The sequence below is a fragment of the Streptomyces sp. NPDC028305 genome, from assembly GCF_055569495.1.
Genome location: NZ_JBVHTN010000009.1, coordinates 145,869 through 168,498 on the forward strand (window position 1 = coordinate 145,869; position 22,630 = coordinate 168,498).

The following is a 22,630-nucleotide window of genomic DNA, read 5'->3' on the forward strand; positions in this document are numbered from 1 at the left end:
CTCGAATTACGGAGTTGGCCATGGCTACGCCCAGCGAGAAGGTCGTCGAAGCGCTCCGGGCCTCCATGAAGGAGACGGAACGGCTGCGTCGGCAGAACCAGACTCTGGTCGCCGCCGCGACGGAGCCGATCGCGATCGTGGCGATGAGCTGCCGGTTCCCGGGCGGGGTGCGCTCACCGGAGGATCTGTGGGAACTCGTCGCCGCCGGCCGCGACGCGGTCTCCGGGTTTCCCGCCGACCGCGGCTGGGACCTGGACGCCCTGGCCGCGGATGACGGCCGTCCGGGCTCCAGCGTCACCCGGGAAGGCGGATTCCTCGACGGCATCGCCGACTTCGACCCCGGCTTCTTCGGGATCTCGCCGCGCGAAGCGCTGTCCATGGACCCGCAGCAGCGGCTGCTGCTGGAGACCTCCTGGGAGGCGGTGGAGCGGGCCGGGATCGACCCGACCCGGCTGAGGGGCTCCCGCACCGGGGTCTTCGTCGGCATGAGCGGCCAGGACTACTCGTATCTGACCGTGAACTCCCTGACCGATCTGGAAGGCAACGTCGGCACCGGCATGGGCGCCGGCGCCGCCTCCGGACGGCTCTCCTACACCCTGGGCCTCGAAGGCCCCGCCGTCACCGTGGACACCGCCTGCTCCTCGTCGCTGGTGGCACTGCACTTCGCCGCCCAGGCGCTGCGCACCGGAGAGTGTTCGCTGGCGCTGGTCGGCGGTGTCACGGCGATGTCGACACCGGGGGCCTTCATCGAGTTCAGCCGCCAGGGCGGGCTCGCCCCGGACGGCCGCTGCAAGGCGTTCGCCGAGTCGGCCGACGGCACCGGGTGGGCCGAGGGCGTCGGCGTGCTGGTCGTGGAGCGGCTGACGGACGCGCGCCGCAACGGACACCGGGTGCTCGCCCTCGTCCGCGGTTCGGCCGTCAACCAGGACGGCGCGTCCAACGGCTTCACCGCACCGAACGGCCCGTCGCAGCAGCGGGTGATCCGTCAGGCGTTGGAGAGCGCGGGGCTGTCCGCGGCGGACGTGGACGCGGTGGAGGCGCACGGCACCGGTACGACACTGGGCGACCCGATCGAGGCCCAGGCGCTGCTCGCCACGTATGGGCAGGACCGCGAACGGCCGCTGTGGCTGGGGTCGGTGAAGTCGAACATCGGCCACACGCAGGCCGCCGCGGGCATGGCCGGTGTGATCAAGATGGTCATGGCGATGCGCCACGGTCTGCTCCCCTCGTCCCTCCACGTGGACGCGCCGTCCTCGCACGTCAACTGGTCGGCAGGTGCGGTGGAGCTGCTGACCGAGGCCGTGGCCTGGCCGGACAGCGACCGCCCGCGCCGCGCCGGGGTCTCCTCGTTCGGCGTCAGCGGAACCAACGCGCACACCATCCTGGAGCAGGCGCCGCCCGAGGACACGGAAAGAGAGGACGCGGAAGGCGGGGACGCGGCTGCCCCGGGCGCTTCGGCCGCGCCGCCCGCCGTGGTGCCGTGGCTGCTGTCCGGCAGGACCGAGCCCGCCCTGCGGGCCCAGGCCGCCCGGCTGCTGTCCCATCTCGAACGCGCCCCGGCGGCAGGCGCGCAGGACGTGGCGATGTCCCTGGCGACCACCCGGCCGGGCTTCGAGCATCGGCTGGCGGTGCTGGCGCACGACGCCCCGGGGCTGCGCGCCGCGCTGTCCGCCTGGCTCGCGGATGAGCGCCCGGCGGCGGCACTGCGCGGCTCGGTGCGGGCGGACGGCGGACTGGCGGTGCTGTTCTCGGGGCAGGGCAGCCAGCGGGCCGGGATGGGCCGCGAGCTGTACGGGCGGTACCCGGGCTTCACCGAGGCCCTGGACGAGGCGTGTGCGCATCTGGACGGACACCTCGAACGGCCCCTGCGCGACGTGATGTTCGCCGAGGAGGGCTCTGCCGAGGCCGGGTTGCTCGAACGGACGGAGTGGGCTCAGCCGGCGCTGTTCGCGGTCGAGGTGGCGCTGTTCCGGCTGCTGGAGTCGTGGGGGCTGCTCCCCGACCAGCTGGCCGGGCACTCGGTCGGGGAGATCGCCGCTGCGCATGTGGCCGGAGTGTTCTCGCTGGCGGACGCGTGCACGCTGGTGGCGGCGCGGGCCCGGCTGATGGGCGAGCTGCCGCAGGGCGGGGCGATGGTCTCACTGCGGGCCACCGTGGCGGAGGTGACGCCGCACCTGGGCGATGAGGTGTCGATCGCGGCGGTCAACGGGCCCGGCGCGGTGGTCGTCGCGGGCGACGAGACGGCCGTACTGGAGGTGGCGGCCCGCTTCGAGCGGGACGGGCGCAAGACCAGGCGGCTGCGGGTGTCGCACGCCTTCCACTCGCCGCTGATGGACCCGATGCTGGCGGAGTTCGGCGAGGTGGCGCGCGCTCTCTCGTACCGGGCCCCGCTGATCCCGCTCGTCTCCCTGGTGACCGGCGAAGTGGCCACGGCCGACCTGGTGTGTTCCCCCGAGTACTGGGTGCGGCATGTGCGCGAGGCGGTGCGGTTCGCCGACGGCGTCGCCGCGATGAGCGCCGCGGGAGTGACCTCCTTCCTGGAAGTCGGCCCCGACGGCGCACTGACCGCCCTGGCCCTGGAGTCGGCGCCGCGGGCCGCCGTCGCGGTCCCGGTCCTGCGCGGCGACCGCGGCGAGGAGGCCGCGCTCATCGAGGCACTGACCCGGTCGCACCTCGCCGGGGTGGGCTGGGACTGGGCCGCGTTCTTCGCGGGCACCGGGGCCCGACCCGTCGATCTGCCCACGTACGCCTTCCAGCGCGAGCGATTCTGGCCCGAGGCCCCCACGGCGGAGCCGACCGCTGCGGCGGACCCGGTGGACGCCGAGTTCTGGGCCGCGGTGGAGCGGGAGGACCTCGGCTCGCTGGCGTCGAGCCTGGACATCGAGGGCGCGGTGCTGGAGCCCGTGGTCCCGGCGCTGTCCTCGTGGCGGCGGCAACGGCGCGAGCGGACGGCCGTGGACGGCCTGCGGCACCGCGTCACCTGGAAGCCGCTGACCGGCACGGACCACGGACCGCTCCTGGGCAGCTGGCTCGTGGTGGTTCCGCGGAGCCGGGCGGCGGACCCGTGGGTGTCCTCGGTGGTCGCCGCGCTGGGCGTGACGACGGTGCCGCTGGAGGTCGGCGACACCGACCGGGCCGCGCTGGCCGGGCGGCTGCGGGAGGCCGTGGCGACGGGGCCCGTCGCGGGCGTGGTGTCGTTGCTGGCGCTTGAGGAGCCCGCCGAGGCGCGATGCCCGGCCGTACCCGCCGGTGTGCTGCTGACCACCGCGCTGCTCCAGGCGCTGGGCGACGCGGGCGTCGACGCGCCGGTGTGGGCAGTGACCCGGGGAGCGGTCGCGGTAGGCCGCTCGGAGTCGGTGCGAGGCGTGGCACAGGCCGCGGTGTGGGGCCTGGGACGGGTGGCGGCGCTGGAGTTTCCCGGCCGGTGGGGCGGGTTGGTGGATCTGCCCGAGGTGGTGGACGGGCGGGCCGCAGCCCGGTTCACCGCGGTGCTGGCCGGTCTCGGCGGGGAGGACCAGGTCGCGGTGCGCGCGTCCGGGGTGTACGGCCGGCGGCTGGTCGCGGCCCCGGCCGAGCCGGGCGCGGGGTGGCGGCCGTCGGGCACGGTGGTGATCACCGGCGGCACGGGTGCTCTGGGCGGCCATGTCGCCCGGTGGCTGGCGCGCGGCGGGGCCGCCCATGTGGTGCTGGCCAGCCGCAGCGGCGACCAGGCGCCGGGGACGGCCGAACTCCGCGACGAGCTGGTCGAATCGGGCGTCCGGGTGTCCATCGTGGCGTGTGACGTGGCCGACCGGGACCAGGTGGCCGCCATGCTGGCCGCCATCCCCGCCGACTGCCCGTTGACGGGTGTCGTGCACGCGGCGGGGGTGCTGGACGACGGAGTGCTGGAAGGGCTGTCACCCGAGCGCTTCGAAGCGGTGTTCCGCTCCAAGGTGGCGTCCGCGCTGGTCCTGGACGAGCTGACCCGCGAGCTGGATCTCTCGGCGTTCGTGCTGTTCTCGTCGGCCGCGGGCGCGCTGGGCAACCCGGGCCAGGCCAACTACGCGGCCGCCAACGCCGTGCTGGACGCGATAGCCGAGCGCCGCAGGGCCCGGGGCCTCGCCGCGACGTCCATCGCCTGGGGCGCCTGGGCCGGCGGCGGCATGGCGGGCGAAGGCCGCGACGCGGCGCTCTCCCGGCGCACCGGCACGTTCGCGCTGGAGCCCGGTCAGGCGATCTCCGCGCTGCGCGGCGCCGTCGCAGAGCGCGACCCGCTGCTCGTCGTCGCCGACATCCGGCGGCCCGAGTTCCTCCGGGTGTTCGGCGGCGTCCGGCCGAGCCCCGTCCTGTCCGACCTGCCGGGCTACCGCGAGCTCGCCGACGCCGGAGCCATCGGCCGCCCGCGGGCCGAGCGATCGGCCCCCGCGCTCCTCGAACGGCTGGCGGGCCTGCCGGAGTCGGAGCGCCCCACCGCCCTGCTGGACCTGGTCCGCACCGAAGTGGCCGCGGTGCTGCGGTACTCCGGAGCGGACGCGATCGAGGCCGACCGGGCGTTCAAGGACCTGGGCTTCGACTCGCTGACCGCCGTCGAGCTGCGCAACCAGCTCGCCGCCACGACCGGGCTGAGCCTGCCCGCCACGCTGGTGTTCGACCACCCCACCCCCACGGTGCTCGCGGAGTTCCTGCTGGCCGAGGTGGCGGGGCGGCACGACGAGGTGCCGGCCCCCGCGCCGGTCGCCGTCGGCACGGCCGACGACCCGATCGCGATCGTCGGGATGAGCTGCCGCTTCCCGGGCGGCATATCCTCCCCGGAGGATCTGTGGCGGCTGGTGGCCGCGGGCCGGGACGCCATCTCGGACTTTCCCGCCGACCGCGGCTGGGACCTCGCAGCCCTCACCGGCGACGGCCCCGGAAGCAGCGACACCGGCAGGGGAGGGTTCCTGCGTGACGCGGCCGGGTTCGACGCCGACTTCTTCGGGATCTCGCCGCGCGAGGCGATGGCGATGGACCCCCAGCAGCGGCTGCTGCTGGAGACCGCGTGGGAGGCGTTCGAGCGCGCCGGGATCGACCCTGCGTCGGTCCGGTCCAGCCGGACCGGGGTGTTCGTGGGCACCAACGGCCAGGACTACTCGGATCTGGTGCGGGCCTCGAACTCCGACACCTCCGGTCACACCGGCACCGGCATCGCCGCCAGTGTGGCCTCCGGCCGCCTCTCCTACACCCTCGGCCTCGAAGGCCCCGCGCTGACGGTCGACACCGCCTGCTCGGCCTCCCTGGTGGCGCTGCACCTGGCGGCCGGGGCCCTGCGCTCCGGAGAGTGTTCCCTCGCCTTGGCGGGCGGTGTGACGGTGATGTCCACCCCGGGCGGGTTCGTGGGCTTCAGCGGGCAGAACGGGCTGGCCCCGGACGGCCGGTGCAAGGCGTTCGCCGACGCGGCCGACGGCACGGGCTGGTCCGAGGGCGTGGCCCTGTTGGTGGTGGAGCGGCTGTCGGACGCCCGGCGCAACGGCCACGAGGTGCTGGCGGTGGTGCGGGGCTCGGCGGTGAACCAGGACGGCGCGTCGAACGGCCTCACGGCGCCGAACGGCCCGTCGCAGCAGCGCGTGATCCGGCAGGCCCTCGCCGACGCCGGCCTGTCCCCCTCGGACGTGGACGCGGTGGAGGCACACGGCACCGGCACGACGCTGGGCGACCCGATCGAGGCCCAGGCGCTGCTCGCCACCTACGGCCAGGACCGCGAACGGCCGCTGTGGCTCGGGTCGGTGAAGTCCAACCTCGGCCACACCCAGGCGGCGGCGGGCGTGGCCGGGGTGATCAAGACGGTGATGGCCATGCGGCACGGAGTGCTGCCGCGCACGCTGCACATCGACCGGCCCTCCTCGCACGTGGACTGGTCCGCCGGCGCGGTGGAGCTGCTGACCGAGCCGGTCGAGTGGCCGCGGGCGGACCGGCCGCGCCGGGCCGGCGTCTCGTCGTTCGGGATCAGCGGTACCAACGCCCACGTCATCCTCGAACAGGGCCCGGACGCCGCGCTCCCCGACCCCTCGCCCACACCCCCCGGCGTGGTGCCGTGGCCGGTCTCGGCCAAGACCGAGGAGGCGCTGTCCGCCCAGCTGGACCGCCTGCGGCAGTGGGCCCAGGAACATCCGGACCTGGCGCCGGTGGATGTGGGCCACTCCCTGGCGACGGGCCGCTCGGTGTTCGAGCACCGGGCGGTGCTGCTGGCCGACGGCCGGGGCGAGGCGGAGCTCGTCGCGAGCGGTGTCGCCGGGCCAGGCGGCGGGCTCGGGGTGCTGTTCTCGGGGCAGGGCAGTCAGCGGGCGGGGATGGGCCGGGAGCTGTACGAGGCGTTCCCGGTGTTCGCCGAGGCGCTGGATGAGGTGTTCGCGCATCTCGATCTGCACCTCGAACGGCCGTTGCGTGAGGTGATGTTCGCCGAGGCCGGTTCGGCCGAGGCGGAGTCGCTGGATGAGACGGGGTGGACGCAGCCCGCGCTGTTCGCGCTGGAAGTGGCGCTGTTCCGGCTGGTGGAGTCGTGGGGTGTGCGGCCGGATTACGTGGCGGGACATTCGGTCGGAGAGATCGCCGCGGCGCATGTGGCCGGGGTGTTCTCGCTGGCGGACGCGTGCACGCTGGTGGCGGCGCGGGCGCGGCTGATGGGCGAGCTGCCGCCGGGCGGCGCGATGGTGTCATTGCAGGCCACCGAGGACGAGGTGACCCCGTATCTCGGGGAGCGGGTGTCGATCGCGGCCGTGAACGGGCCGCGCTCGGTGGTGGTCTCGGGCGACGAGGCCGCGGTGCTCGAGCTGGCGGGCCGGTTCGGGAGGGAAGGCCGCAAGACCAAGCGGCTCGCGGTCAGCCACGCCTTCCACTCCCCGCTGATGGACCCGGTGCTCACGGACTTCCACCGGGTCGTGGCGGGCCTGTCGTTCCAGGACCCGGCCATCCCCGTGGTGTCCAATCTGACCGGCGGCCTCGCCGAGGCCGGGGAGCTGACCGCTCCCGAGTACTGGGTGCGCCACGTCCGGGAGACCGTGCGGTTCGCCGACGGCGTCGGCACGCTGGCCCGGGCGGGGGCCACCGCCCTGGTCGAACTGGGCCCGGACGGTGTGCTGTCGGCCATGGCCCACGAGTCGGTGCCGGACGGCACCGCCGTGGTGCCGGTGCTGGGCAGGGCGGGGGACGAGCGGTTCGCGGTGGTCGCGGCGCTGGCGCGGCTGCATGTGACGGGCGTCCGCGTCGACTGGCCGGCCTTCTTCGCCGGAGCCGCGACCGGAGCCGGAGCCCGCCGGGTGCCCCTTCCCACGTACGCGTTCCAGCACGAGACGTTCTGGCCCTCGCCCTCGGCGCGCGCCGCAGACCTGACCGGCGCCGGACTGGAGCCGACCGAACACCCGCTGCTGGGCGCGGCCATGACGGTGGCGGGCTCCGACGAACTCGTACTGACCGGCACGCTGTCCCTGACCACCCACCCCTGGCTGGCCGACCACCTGGTGGGCGGGCAGGTGTCCTTCCCCGGCACCGGCTTCCTGGAACTGGTGATCCGCGCCGCCGACCAGGCCGGGTGCGATCGGGTCGAGGAGCTCACCCTGACCAGCCCCCTGGTGCTGCCCGAGCGGGGCGCGGTGCGGGTGCAGCTGTGGGTGGGGAGCCGGGACGACCTCGGACACCGGCGACTGCGGTTCCACTCGCGCCCCGCCGACGGCCCCGGGCAGGAGTGGACCCTGCACGCCGAGGGAGTCCTCACCGAGGCCGCGGAGCCTGCCGAGGAGGCCGACTTCGACACGACGGCCTGGCCGCCGCACGGCGCGACCCCGATGGACCTGGACGGCCTGTACGACGCCCCTGAAGAGGCAGGGCCGGCCTACGGACCGGTCTTCCGCGGACTGCGGGCGGTGTGGCGGCGCGACGCCGGGGTCTTCGCCGAAGTCGCCCTGCCCGAGGACGTACGGGACGCGGAAACCTTCGGTGTGCACCCGGCGCTGCTCGACGCGGCACTGCACGCGACCCGGTTCACCGGCGGCGACGGCGACCGGAACCTGCTGCCGTACGCCTGGAGCGGGGTGTCCCTGCACGCCTCGGGGGCCGCGACGCTGCGCGTCAGAATCACCGGGAGCGGCCAGGACACGGTCGCGCTCACCGCGGTCGACGTGCAGGGCGATCCGGTGATCTCGGTGTCCTCGCTGACGCTGCGCCCGGCCTCGGCCCAGCCCGCGGAGGGCGCGGGACGCCGCGAGGTGGAGGACTCGCTCTTCCGGGTCGCGTGGGTCCCCCAGCGGCTGGACACGGCGGCGCAGAGCGCCCCGTGGGCACTGCTGGGATCCGACGAGTGGGATCTGGCCGCGGCACTGGAATCCGGCGGCCGGACCACGGTCCGTACGGTGTCCTCGCTCGCCGAACTGGCTGAACTGGCAGAACTGGCTGAACTGGCAGAACTGGCAGAACTGGCCGAACCGGGCGTATCGGCGGGATCGGCCGGCCCCGAGGACACCACGCCGCCACGGGTGGTGGCCGTCGAGATCGCGGGCGGCCCGGACGGCGGCCCCGCGGCCGTGCGCGAACTGACCCACCGCGCCCTGCGGCTGGTGCAGGACTGGCTCGCCGAGGGCCGGCTCGCCGGATCACGCCTGCTGTTCCTCACCCGGGGAGCGGTCGCCGACGAGGACGACCAGGAGGTCACCGACCTGGCCGCGGCGGCGGTATGGGGCCTGGTACGGTCCGCCCAGGCGGAACACCCCGGCCGTTTCCTGCTGGTGGACCTGGACGACCCGGCCCGGTCCGCCGCGGCGCTGCCCCCGCTCCCCGCCCTGCTGGACGCCGACGAGCCGCAGGCCGTGGTCCGCGCCGGTACGGTACGGGTGGCGCGGCTGGCGCGGCTGGCCTCCGCCGACCGCCTGGTGCCGCCGACCGGTACCCCGTGGCGGCTGGACACCCGCGAGAAGGGCGGCCTGGACGGGCTGACGCTCGCCGCGTGCCCCACGGCGCTCGAGCCACTGACGGGCCGCGAGGTGCGGGTGGCGATACGCGCCGCCGGGGTGAGCTTCCGCGATGTCCGCGACGCGCTCGGCACGCATCCCGGGGAAGCCGGGCCGTTCGGGTCCGAGGCCGCCGGCGTGGTCGAGGCGATCGGCCCCGAGGTGACCGGGCTCCGGCCGGGAGACCCCGTGATGGGCCTGCTCTCCGGCGGATTCGGCCCCGTGGGGGTGGCTGACGAACGGCTCCTCACCCGCGTACCCGACGACTGGACGTGGCAGACTGCCGCCTCGGTGCCGCTGGCGTTCCTGACCGCGTACCACGCCCTGGTGGACCTCGCCGGTCTGCGCGCCGGGGAGAAGGTACTGATCCACGCGGGTGCGGGCGGCGTCGGCATGGCGGCGATCCAACTGGCCAGGCACCTGGGCGCGGACGTGTTCGCCACCGCGAGCGAAAGCAAGTGGGACACCCTGCGGTCGCTGGGCGTGGCGGAGGATCACCTCGCCTCCTCGCGCACCACGGAGTTCGCGCCGAGGTTCGCCGACACCACGGGCGGCGGCGGGGTCGATGTCGTACTCAACTCCCTGTCGGGGGAGTTCGCCGACGCCTCACTGCGCCTGCTGGCACCGGGCGGCCGGTTCCTGGAGCTGGGCCGGGCCGACCTCCGCGACCCACAGGCGCTGCCGGAGGTGCGCCACCAGCCGCTCGACCTGGAGTCGACGGACCCCGAGCACATCCAGCGGACACTGGTCGCGCTGGTGCGGCTGTTCGGCAACGGATCTCTGCGGCCGCTTCCGGTGCGCACCTGGGACGTGCGCCGGGCCCGCGAGGCGTTCCGGTACCTGAGCGAGGGCCGGCACATCGGCAAGGTCGTACTGACCACGCCCCGCCGCTGGGACGCCGAGGGCACCGTACTGATCACCGGCGGCACCGGTGGACTCGGTGCCGAGCTGGCCCGGCATCTGGTGACCCGCCGAGGCGCCCGGCACCTGCTGCTGGCCAGTCGGCGCGGCCTCACCGCGCCCGGCGCCGTCGAGCTGCGGGACGAGCTGGCCGCACACGGCGCCGAGGTCACCGTGGCCGCCTGCGACCTGTCCGAACGAGCCGCCACGGCCGAACTGCTCGCCGCCGTCCCGGCCGCACACCCGCTCACCGCGGTGGTGCACACCGCGGGCGTACTGGACGACGGAGTCGTCGGATCGCTGACCCCCGAGCGGCTGGACACGGTGCTGCGCCCGAAGGTCGACGCCGCATGGCATCTGCACGAACTCACGCGCGACCTCGACCTGGCCGCGTTCGTCTGCTACTCCTCGGTGTCCGGTGTGATGGGCACCGCGGGCCAGGCCAACTACGCGGCGGGCAACGTCTTCTTGGACGCCCTGGCGCAGCACCGGCGCGCCCACGGCCTGCCCGCGGTCTCCCTCGCCTGGGGAGCCTGGGACCAGGGCACGGGCATGACCAGCACCCTGGGCGAGGACGAACTGCGCCGGCTCAGGGAGACGGGCATGCCGCCGCTGTCGGTCGAGCGCGGGCTGGCGCTGTTCGACGCCGCCACCGCCTGCGACGAGGCACTGGTCCTGCCGCTCGGGGTCGGAAACGGCGCGCTGCGGCTGCCCGGCGGGGTACCCGCCATCCTGCGCGGACTGCTGCGGCCCGGCCGCCGTACGGCCGCGGGCGGTGGCGCGGAGCGGTCCCGGACGGGCCTCGCCGAGCGGCTGGCCGGGCTGCCGGAGGACGAGCGGTCGCGGTTCCTGGTCGACCTGGTGCGCGCGGAGGTCGCCCGGGTGCTGCGGCACTCCCGGACCGCGGCCATCGGCGCCGACCGCGCGTTCAAGGACCTGGGCTTCGACTCGCTGACCGCGATCGAGCTGCGCAACCAGCTCGCCGCGACCACCGGACTGAGCCTGCCGTCCACGTTGGTGTTCGACCACCCGACGCCCGCGGCGCTGGCACAGCTCCTGCTGACCGAGCTCATGGGTACGCCGGCCGAGACCGCTCTCCCCACCTCGCCGACCGCTCCGCTCATGGACGACCCGATCGTCATCGTCGGAATGAGCTGCCGCTTCCCCGGCGGTGTGCGCTCTCCCGAGCAGCTGTGGGACCTGGTCGCCGACGGCCGTGACGCGATCTCCCCGTTCCCCACCGACCGCGGCTGGGACCTCGGCATGCTCTCCGACGATCCCGACGGGAAGGGCGGCGGAGCCGTCCGCGAGGGCGGGTTCGTCTATGACGCGGCCGAGTTCGACGCGGGCTTCTTCGGGATCTCGCCGCGTGAGGCGCTGGCGATGGATCCGCAGCAGCGGCTGCTGCTGGAGGCCTCGTGGGAGGCGTTCGAGCGCACCGGGATCGACCCCGCGTCGCTCCGGTCCAGCCGCACCGGCGTGTTCGTCGGCACCAACGGCCAGGACTATTCGACTCTGGTCATGAACGCCGGGGAGGAGCTGGCCGGGCACGCCGGCACCGGGCTCGCCGCGAGCGTGGCGTCCGGGCGTCTGTCGTACACGCTGGCCCTTGAGGGTCCGGCGATGACGGTGGACACCGCGTGTTCCTCCTCGCTGGTGGCGTTGCACCTGGCGGCCCAGGCGCTGCGGTCGGGGGAGTGCACGCTGGCGCTGGCGGGCGGGGTGACGGTGATGTCCACCTCGGTGGGATTCGCCGGGTTCAGCCGCCAGGGCGGGCTGGCACCGGATGGCCGGTGCAAGGCGTTCGCCGACGCGGCGGACGGTACGGGCTGGTCCGAGGGTGTCGGCATGCTCGTGGTGGAGCGGCTGTCGGACGCCAGGCGCAACGGCCACCAGGTGCTGGCGGTGGTGCGCGGCTCGGCGATCAACCAGGACGGCGCGTCCAACGGCCTGACGGCGCCGAACGGTCCGTCGCAGCAGCGGGTGATCCGGCAGGCCCTGGCGAGTGCGGGGCTGTCCACGCCGGACGTGGACGCGGTGGAGGCGCACGGCACGGGGACCCGGCTCGGTGATCCGATCGAGGCGCAGGCGCTGCTGGCCACGTATGGCCGAGGCCGCGCCCCGGAACGGCCGCTGTGGCTGGGGTCGGTGAAGTCGAACATCGGGCACACCCAGGCGGCCGCGGGGGTGGCCGGTGTGATCAAGATGGTCATGGCGATGCGGCACGGAGTGCTGCCCTCGACGCTGCATGTGGACGCCCCGTCGTCGCATGTGGACTGGGCGGCCGGCGCGGTCGAGCTGCTGAGCGAGCCCGTCGCGTGGCCGGAGGCCGGCCGGCCGCGGCGCGCTGGCGTCTCGTCGTTCGGGATCAGCGGCACCAACGCCCACATCATTCTCGAGCAGGGCCCGGCGCCCGTGGCACCCGAGGCGCCCGAGGTCTCTCCCGCGGCTCCGGGCCCGGTGCCGTGGCCGGTGTCGGGCAAGAGCGAGCCCGCGCTGCGCGCCCAGATCGACCAGCTCATGTCGTTCGTGGCCGCGAACCCCGGTCCGGCGCCGCTGGACGTGGGCTTCTCGCTGTCCACGAGCCGGTCGGTGTTCGAGCACCGCGCGGTGCTGCTGGCCGATGGGGAAGGCGCGACGGAGGTCGCCGAGGGCACTGCCCACCCCGAACCCATGGTGGCGTTCCTGTTCTCCGGACAGGGCAGCCAGCGGGCCGGGATGGGGCGCGAGCTGTACGGGCGGTTCCCGGTGTTCGCCGACGCGCTGGACGCGGTGTGCGCGCATCTGGACCCGCACCTGGACCGGCCCTTGCGCGAGGTGCTGTTCGCGGAGCCGGGTTCGGCCGAGGCGGCACTGCTGGACGAGACGGGGTGGACGCAGCCCGCGCTGTTCGCGGTCGAGGTGGCGCTGTTCCGGCTGGTGGAGTCCTGGGGACTGCGGCCCGACTATGTGGCGGGGCATTCGGTCGGGGAGATCGCGGCGGCGCATGTGGCGGGCGTGTTCTCGACGGCGGACGCCTGTGCGCTGGTGGCGGCGCGAGCGGGGCTGATGCAGGGGTTGCCGTCGGGTGGGGCGATGGTGTCGTTGCAGGCCACCGAGGACGAGGTGGTTCCCCGGCTGACGGACCGGGTGTCGATCGCCGCGGTCAACGGACGGCGCTCGGTGGTGATCGCCGGTGACGAGACGGCGGTGTCGGCGGTCACGGCCCACTTCGCGGCGGAAGGACGCAGGACCAGGCGGCTGCGAGTGTCGCACGCTTTTCACTCGCCGCTGATGGAGCCGATGCTGGACGGGTTCCGGCGGGTGGTGGAGGGGCTGTCCCCCGAGGCTCCGCGGATCCCGCTGGTGTCCAACGTGACGGGTGAGGTGGTGTCGGCGGGGCTGGTGTGCGCGCCGGAGTACTGGGTGCGGCATGTGCGGGAGACGGTGCGGTTCGCCGACGGGGTGGCCGCGATGAACGAGGCCGGGGTGACCGCGTTCCTGGAGGTCGGCCCCGACGGTGTGCTCTCCGGCATGGCCCAGGACACCCTGCCCGAGCCGTCCCCCGACACCGTCGTGACCCCGGCCCTGCGCAAGGACCAGGACGAGGAGAGGGCGCTGCTCACCGCGCTGGCCCGGCTGTTTGCCACCGGCGTACGGGTCGACTGGCAGGCGCTGTTCGCCGGAACGGGCGCCCGACGGGTGGAGCTGCCCACCTACGCCTTCCAGCGCCGGCGCTACTGGCCGGCGACATCGCTCCGTACCACGGACGCCTCGGGGCTGGGACTGGCGCCCGCGCGCCATCCCCTGCTGGGCGCGGCGGTGGAGCTGGCCGATGGCGGCGGCATGTTGTTCACCGGCCGGCTGTCCGTGGCCACGCACCCGTGGCTGGCCGATCACGCGGCCGGCGGTGTGGTGCTGTTCCCCGGCACCGGTTTCCTGGAGCTGGCGATCCGCGCCGGTGACCAGGTCGGCTGCGGTTCGGTGGAGGAACTCACCCTCGCGACACCCTTGGTGGTGCCCGAACGGGACGCGGTGACAGTGCAGCTGTGGGCGGGCGAGCCGGACGGCTCGGGACGCCGTAGCCTGAACGTGTACTCCCGCCCGGCCGACGCCGCGGAGGGTCCCTGGGTGCGGCACGCCACGGGCGTGCTCGCGGCGGGAGAGCACCGGGCGGAGCCCGATGGCGCGGTGTGGCCACCCGAGGGGGCGACCGAGGTCGGGCTGGAGGGGTTCTACGAGCGGTTCGCGGAAGGCGGGTTCGCCTACGGGCCGGCCTTCCAGGGGCTGCGCGCGGTGTGGAGGCGCGGAGACGAGATCTTCGCCGAGGTCGCACTGGACGAACAGGTCGGCGACGCCGAGTCCTTCGGGGTGCACCCCGCGCTGCTGGACGCCGCGCTGCACGCGGCGCTGTTCGTGGACCTGGACGCGAGCGCGGCCGGCCGGTTGCCGTTCTCCTGGAGCGGGGTCTCCCTGCACGCCGGTGGCGCGTCCACGCTGCGGGTACGGCTGACCAAGGCCGGCCCGGAAGCGGTGTCCCTGATGGCGCTCGACACCGCCGGGGACCCGGTGGTGTCGGTCGACGCGCTCGTCCTGCGGCCGGTGTCCACGGAACACATGGCCGCCGCTTCCGTACGGCGCCACGAGTCGCTGTTCCAGCTGGAATGGGTCCCCCTGCCGGCCGCCGGGTCCGTACCCGGCACCGAGAACGTCCGGTGGGCCGTGCTCGGAGCGGACGAGTTCGCGCTGGAAGCGGCACTGACGACACCGCAGACCCTGGTCACCGCCCACCGGGACGCGGGATCCCTGGACGAGGTGCTGGGCGACGACGCCTCCGCCCCGGCCGTCATCGTGGTCCCGATCCGCGGCGACGCCCCCGGCGGCGAGACGGGCACGGACACGGTGGCCGCCTCGGCGCGGACACTCGCTTCCAGGGCGCTGCGGCTGGTTCAGGACTGGTCGGCCGACGACCGGTCGGCCCGGTCCCGCCTGGCGTTCGTGACCAGGGGCGCGGTCGCGGCGGACGACGGGGACGACGTCCTCGACCCGGCCGCCGCCGCCGTGTGGGGGCTGGTGCGGTCCGCGCAGGCGGAGCACCCTGACCAGTTCGTGCTGATCGACCTCGACGAGAACGCCAACGCCGCCGCGGCGATCCCCGCCGCGCTCGCTTCGGGCGAGCCGCAGGCGGTCATCCGCGACGGCGCCGTCCGGGTCGGACGGCTGGGCCGCCCGGCCACCGGGGCGCCCGAGCCGCGCCCGTGGGATCCGGCCGGTACGGTCCTGATCACCGGTGGCACGGGCGGTCTGGGCCGCCTGTTCGCACGGCACCTGGTGGCCGAGCACGGGGTGCGGAATGTGCTGCTGGCGAGCAGGCGTGGTGGCGAGAGCGACGGAGTCGTCGAGACGGTCGCCGAACTGACCGCGCACGGCGCCGAGGTCAGGGTCGTCGCGTGCGACGTGGCCAACCGGGCCGCAGTATCAGGACTGCTCGCGGACATCCCCGAGGGACATCCGCTGACCGCGGTCATCCACACCGCGGGTGTCCTGGACGACGGTGTGATCGGATCGCTGACACCGGACCGGCTGGACACCGTCTTCCGGCCCAAGGTGGACGCGGCGTGGCATCTGCACGACCTCACCCGGGACATGAACCTCGCGGCGTTCGTGGTGTTCTCGTCGGTCACCGGCCTCGTCGGAGGCGCCGGGCAGGCCAACTACGCCGCCGCGAACAGCTTCCTGGACGGCCTGGCCCAATACCGGCGAGCGCACGGCCTCGCCGCGACGTCCCTGGCGTGGGGCCCCTGGGAACAGAGCGCGGGAATGACCGGCGGGCTCGGCGAAGCGGACGTCAAACGGATGGCCCGCGGCGGAATGCTGCCGCTGCCCGCCGAGCAGGGCCTGGCGCTGTTCGACACCGCGCGCACGCTGGGCCATGCGCTGCTGGTGCCCGCCCGAGTCGATGTGGCCGCGCTGCGGGCCCGGCGTGAGGTGCCGTGGCTGGTGCGCGCGGTCGCCGATCGGATGCCGCGCCGCCGCGCCGCCGGAAGCGACCCGGCCGCGGTGACCACGCTCACCCGGCGGCTGACGGAGCTGCGCCCGGCGGACCGGATCCGCGCCGTGGTGGACCTGGTCAGCACGGAGGTGGCCGCGGTCCTCGGGCACGCGTCGCCGGCCGCGGTGGAAGTCCGGCGCGAGTTCCGTGAACTGGGCTTCGACTCGCTGACCGCGGTGGAACTGCGCAACCAGCTGGCCCACACCACCGGCCTGCGCCTGCCGTCCACCCTCGTGTTCGACTACCCCACACCGATGGCGCTGGCCGAGCACCTGGTGGCGGAACTCGTCGGCACCGACAGCGGCCCGCTCGCGCCGGAGTCACACCACAAGCCCGTCGACGACGACCCGATCGCGATCGTGTCCATGGCCTGCCGCTACCCCGGCGGCGTGGACTCCCCGGAGAGCCTGTGGCAGCTCGTGAGCGGAGAACGGGACGGTGTCTCCGGATTCCCGACCTCCCGGGGATGGGATCTGGACGCGCTGTACAACCCGGACCGGGACACTCGCGGGAACACCAGCTATGTGCGTGAGGGCGGGTTCCTGCACGAAGCCGGGGAGTTCGACCCGGCCTTCTTCGGGATCTCGCCGCGCGAGGCGCTGGCGATGGATCCGCAGCAGCGGCTGCTGCTGGAGACCTCGTGGGAGGCGATCGAGCGGGCCGGCGTCGACCCGCTGACGCTGCGCTCCAGCCGGACCGGTGTCTTCGCCGGGGTGATGTACCACGACTACGGCACCGGCGCGGAGTTCCCGGAGGAGGCGATGAGCTTCATCGGGACCGGCACGGCGGGCAGCGTGATGTCGGGCCGGGTCGCCTACGCCCTCGGTCTGGAGGGCCCGGCGGTGACGGTCGACACAGCCTGCTCCTCGTCGCTGGTGGCCATGCACTGGGCGGCCCAGGCGCTGCGCGCCGGTGAGTGCGCCCTGGCCCTGGCCGGTGGAGTGACGGTCATGGCCACCCCGGGGCCCTTCGTGGACTTCAGCGCGCAGGGCGGCCTGGCGGCCGACGGGCGATGCAAGTCGTTCTCCGATCGCGCCGATGGCGTGGGCTGGTCCGAGGGTGTCGGCATGCTGGTGCTTGAGCGGCTGTCGGACGCGCGGCGCAACGGCCACGAGGTGCTGGCCGTGTTGCGGGGCTCGGCGGTGAACCAGGACGGTGCCTCGAACGGGCTCACGGCGCCGAACGGCCCGTCCCAACAGCGGGTGATCAAGCAGGCTCTGGCCGACGCCGGTCTCTCGCCCACCGACGTCGATGTCGTGGAAGGGCACGGTACCGGCACCACGCTGGGCGATCCCATCGAAGCCGAAGCCCTGCTGGCGACGTACGGCCGGGACCGGGACGCCGATCACCCGCTGTGGCTGGGATCGGTGAAGTCGAACATCGGGCACACGCAGGCGGCGGCGGGCGTGGCCGGTGTGATCAAGATGGTGATGGCCATGCGGCACGGCACGCTGCCGCCCACCCTGCATGTCGACGAGCCCTCGTCGCACGTGGACTGGTCGTCCGGTGAGGTCCGCTTGCTGACCGAGGTCCGGGAGTGGACGGCGAACGGCCGGCCGCGCCGCGCCGCGGTGTCCTCCTTCGGGATCAGCGGCACCAACGCGCACACCATCCTGGAACAGGCTCCGCGGGAGGCCGGGGACGGTCCGACGCAGTCTCCCGCCCCGGTGCGGGTGCCGGGTGTGGTGCCGGTGGTGGTGTCGGGGAAGTCGGACGAGGCGCTGCGGGCGCAGGCGTCCCGGCTGGTGTCCCGGGTCGAGGCCGATCCCGGTCCGGGTCTGGTGGATCTGGGGTTCTCGCTGGCGACCTCGCGGTCGGGGTTCGAGCGGCGCGGTGTGGTGCTGGCGGGCGCCCGGGAGGGGGCGGTCGAGGGCCTGCGGGCCGTGGCGTGTGGCGAGCCGGATGTGAATGTGGTGCGGGGGTTGGCCCGGGAGGACCGGGTGGTGGCGTTCCTGTTCTCCGGCCAGGGCAGTCAGCGGGCGGGGATGGGCCGGGAGCTGTACGAGGCGTTCCCGGTGTTCGCCGAGGCGCTGGATGAGGTGTTCGCGCATCTTGACGGCCACCTCGAACGGCCGTTGCGTGAGGTGATGTTCGCCGAGGCCGGTTCGGCCGAGGCGGAGTCGCTGGATGAGACGGGGTGGACGCAGCCCGCGCTGTTCGCGCTGGAAGTGGCGCTGTTCCGGCTGGTGGAGTCGTGGGGTGTGCGGCCGGATTACGTGGCGGGGCATTCGGTCGGAGAGATCGCCGCGGCGCATGTGGCCGGGGTGTTCTCGCTGGCGGACGCGTGCACGCTGGTGGCGGCGCGGGCCCGGCTGATGGGCGAGCTGCCGCCGGGCGGGGCGATGGTGTCCCTCCAGGCCACCGAGGACGAGGTGACCCCACAGCTGACCGAGGGAGTGTCGATCGCGGCGGTCAACGGGCCGCGATCGGTGGTGGTCTCCGGTGATGAGGCGGCCGTGCTGGACGTGGCCGCCCGGTTTGCGGAGGAAGGCCGTAAGACTAGGCGTTTGCGGGTCTCGCATGCGTTTCACTCGCCCTTGATGGACGGGATGTTGGCGGAGTTCGGGCGGGTGGTCCGGGGCCTGTCGTTCCAGGCTCCGACGGTGCCGCTGGTGTCGAACCTGACCGGTGAGCCCGAGTTGGCGGAGGAAGTGGTGTGTGAGCCGGAGTACTGGGTGCGGCATGTGCGGGAGCCGGTGCGGTTCGCCGATGGGGTGCGCTGGCTGGACGGGTGCGGGGTGAGCGCGTATCTGGAGCTGGGGCCGGACGGTGTGCTGTCGGCGATGGCTCAGGAGAGCCTGTCCGAGCAGTCGCCCGCCACCACGGTGGTTGTCTCGGCGCTGCGGAAGGGCGTGGAGGAGGAGCGGGCGGCGGCCACTGCCCTGGCCCGGCTGTACGCCCAGGGGGTCGAGGTCGACTGGGAGGCGTTCTTCGCGGGCACCGGAGCCCGGCGAGTGGACCTGCCCACCTACGCCTTCCAGCGAGAGCTGTACTGGCCGGCGCCCGCCGCCCGGACGGGAGACGTGACCGCCGCCGGTCTCGGAGCCCCGGGGCACCCCTTGCTGGGCGCGGCGGTGGAACGGGCCGACGCCGAAGGCGTGCTGTTCACCGGGCGCCTTTCGGCGGCGACCCATCCGTGGCTGGCCGATCACGTCATCGACGGATCGGTGTTCTTCCCCGGCACCGGCTTCCTGGAGCTGGCCTTCCGCGCCGGCGACGAGGTCGGCTGCGGCCTGGTCGAGGAGCTCACCCTGGCCTCGCCGCTGGTCATACCCGACCGTCGGACGGCGGCCATCCAGCTATGGGTCGGTGGGCCGGACGAGTCGGGCCGCCGCACCGTGAACCTCTACTCCCGGCCGGCCGACGCCGTGGACCGGCCCTGGACCCACCACGCCACGGGAGTCCTGGCGCCCGGGCAGCCGAACCCCGGGGGCGAGATGCGGGCATGGCCGCCCGAGGGCGCCACCCCGGTCCCGGTGGACGGCTTCTACGAGCACGTGGCCGACGGTGGCTTCGGCTACGGGCCGGTGTTCCAGGGGCTGCGAGCGGTCTGGCGGCGCGACGGCGAGGTCTTCGCGGAGGTCGCCCTCCCCGAGCAGGTGGACGACGCCACCTCGTTCGGGGTGCATCCGGCCCTGCTGGACGCGGCCCTGCACGCGGTGGCGTTTGTAGACCTCGGGGAGTCGGAGCGAGGGCGGCTGCCCTTCTCCTGGACCGGGGTGACCCTGCACGCCGCGGGGGCCTCCCTGCTGCGTGTGCGGCTGACCAGGGTCGGCGCGGAATCCGTGTCGCTGACGGCCTTCGACCCGACGGGCGCGGCGGTGATGTCCGCCACGACGCTCGCCCTGCGCCAGCTGTCCGCCGAGCAGCCCGAGGGTGGACGACGCGCCGAAGAAGACATGCTGTTCCGGCTCGACTGGGTGCCCGCCGGGGCCATCACGGTGGACGGCGGTGAACCCACCACCGTGGAGCTGCCCGCCGGCGCCCCGGGCCTGGCGTCGCTGACGACGGTGCCGGACGTGGTGACGGTCGCCATCGGATCGGCCGACTCCGGCGATGTCGTGCGCTCGGTGCACGAGGAGACCGCGCGGGTCCTGGGCCTGGTCCAGGAGTGGCTGGCCGAGGAGCGGTTCGCCGACGCGCGCCTGCTCTTCGTCACACGGGGTGCTGTGGCGGCCGACGACGGTGCGACGGTGGCGGATCTGGGCGGGGCCGCGGTGTGGGGGCTGGTGCGGTCGGCACAGGCCGAGCACCCGGGGCGGTTCCTGCTCGTCGATGTCGACCAGCACGAGACCTCCATGTCGGCGCTGCCCGCGGCGCTCGCCTCGGGCGAGCCCCAGGTCGTGGTGCGCGGCGGCGTGGTGCGCACGGGTCGGCTGGCCAGGGTGTCCACGGGGGCGGGCCTGGTCCCTCCGGTCGGTGGGGCGTGGCGGCTGGAGAGCGGGGAGCGGGGCAGGCTGGAGAACCTCACTCTTCAGACGGCGCCGGAGGCCGGCAGGCCGCTGGCGTCCGGTGAGATCCGGTTGTCGGTCCGGGCTGCCGGGCTGAACTTCCGCGATGTGCTGAGCGCGTTGGGCATGTACCCGGGGGACGCCGGGCCGCTGGGTGGTGAGGCGGCCGGTGTGGTCGTGGAGACCGGTCCCGAGGTGACCGGGCTGCGTGTCGGTGACCGGGTGATGGCCCTGGTGCCCGGATCCTTCGGCCCCCTCGTGGCCGTGGACCAGCGTGCCGTGGTGACGGTCCCCGACGCGTGGTCGTTCGAGGATGCGGCGGCGGTGCCGCTGGTGTTCCTGACCGCGTACTACGGCCTGGTGGACCTTGCGGGGTTGGCGGCGGGTGAGTCGGTGTTGGTGCACGCGGGCGCCGGTGGTGTGGGTATGGCCGCGATTCAGCTTGCGCGGCATCTGGGTGCTGAGGTGTTCGCGACGGCGAGTGAGGGCAAGTGGGACACACTGCGCTCGCTCGGCATCCCGGATGACCACATCGCTTCGTCGCGTACGACGGAGTTCGAGGAGCGTTTCCGGGAGGTGAGTGGCGGGCGTGGTGTGGATGTGGTGCTCAACTCGCTCGCGGGTGAGTTCATCGACGCCTCCGCGCGGTTGCTGCGCCCCGGTGGGCGGTTCCTGGAGATGGGCAAGACCGATATCCGTGAAGCGGAGGCGGTGGACGGCCGCTACCTCCCCTTCGATCTGGCGGACGTGGCGCTCGACACGACACAGCGGATGCTGGTCGAGCTGAAAGAGCTGTTCGAGGCGGGTGTGCTGCGGCCGTTGCCGGTGGCGGCGTGGGATGTGCGGCGGGCGCGGGACGCGTTCCGGTTCATGAGCCAGGCCAAGCACACGGGCAAGATCGTGCTGACCATGCCGCGGGAGTGGGACTCCGAAGGCACGGTGCTGATCACCGGGGGTACGGGTGGTCTGGGCGGTGTGCTGGCGCGGCATCTGGTGGAGGACCGCGGGGCGCGGCACCTGGTACTGACGAGCCGTCGGGGCGCGGCCGCTCCGGGCGCGGAGGAGTTGCGGGCGGAGTTGTCGGCGCTGGGTGCCGAGGTGTCGGTCGTGGCCTGCGATGTGGCGGACCGTGATGCGGTGGCGGGGGTGCTGGCGTCGATTCCGGCGGAGCACCCGCTCACGGCGGTGGTGCACACGGCGGGTGTGCTGGACGACGGCGTGGTGGAGTCGCTGACCCCCGAGCGGTTGCGCACCGTTTTGCGGCCGAAGGTGGACGCGGCGTGGCATCTGCACGAGCTGACGCGGGATCTGGACTTGGCGGAGTTCGTGGTGTTCTCGTCGGTGGCGGGTTCGATGGGCGCTCCGGGCCAGGCGAATTATGCGGCGGGGAACGCGTTTTTGGACGCGCTGATGGTGTGCCGGCGGGCCGAGGGGCGTGTGGGGCAGTCGTTGGTGTGGGGGCCATGGGCGCAGGAGAGCGGGATGACCCGTGGTCTGAGTGAGGCCGATGTGGAGCGGATGAGCGCCGCCGGGCTGCCGCCCATCAGCGCCGAGCAGGGGATGGCCCTGTTCGACGCGGCCACCGTGCTGCACGACCCGGTCGTCGTCCCCGCACCGTTCAATCTGGCCGCGCTGCGCGCCCTGGGCACCCCGCCGCCGGTGTTCCGCGGCCTGATCGGCACGGGCGCTCGGCCGATGGCCCACTCCACCGTCGCGGAGACCTCCGAGTCACTGCGCGACCGGCTGCTCGGCCTGCGCGCCGAGGAACGCCGCGAGCAGCTGGTCCGGCTCGTACAGGAACAGGCGGCCCTCGTCCTGGGATATGCGTCCGCGGACAAGATCGACCCGGCCCATCGGTTCAGCGACCTGGGCTTCGACTCGCTGACCGCGGTCGAACTGCGCAACGGGCTGAGCCTGCGCACCGGGTTGCGGCTGGCCCCCACCCTGATCTTCGACTATCCGGTCCCGGCGGCGCTGGCCGGATATCTGGAGAGCGAACTCGTGCCCGCGGACACCCCTGATCCGGCACCGTCGCTGATGGCGGACCTCGACCGGCTGGACGCCGGTCTGTCCGAACTGTCGGACGGCGGCGTCGACGAGATCACCCGGACCGGTGTAGCCCTCCGGCTCCGGCAACTGCTGGCGAAGGTGACCAAGAACGAGGCGGAAAGCAACGGCTCCGGTCCCGCCGACCCGTTCGAATCGGCCAGTGCCGACCAGATTCTCGACTTTATCGACAACGAACTGGGCCGACTGAACGACCGGTGACCCCGGCGCCCAGATTCCAGCCAAAC

General features: G+C 73.9%; 1 protein-coding gene. It reads left to right on the forward strand.

Annotation, left to right across the window (positions count from 1 at the left end; all coding sequences use genetic code 11):
* The first annotated feature begins 20 nt into the window (after positions 1–20).
* A complete protein-coding gene (locus ACZ4WQ_RS36185; RefSeq protein ID WP_398374971.1) occupies positions 21–22,604 on the forward strand; it encodes a type I polyketide synthase in 22,584 nt (7,527 codons plus the stop codon).
* The last annotated feature ends 26 nt before the right edge of the window (positions 22,605–22,630 follow it).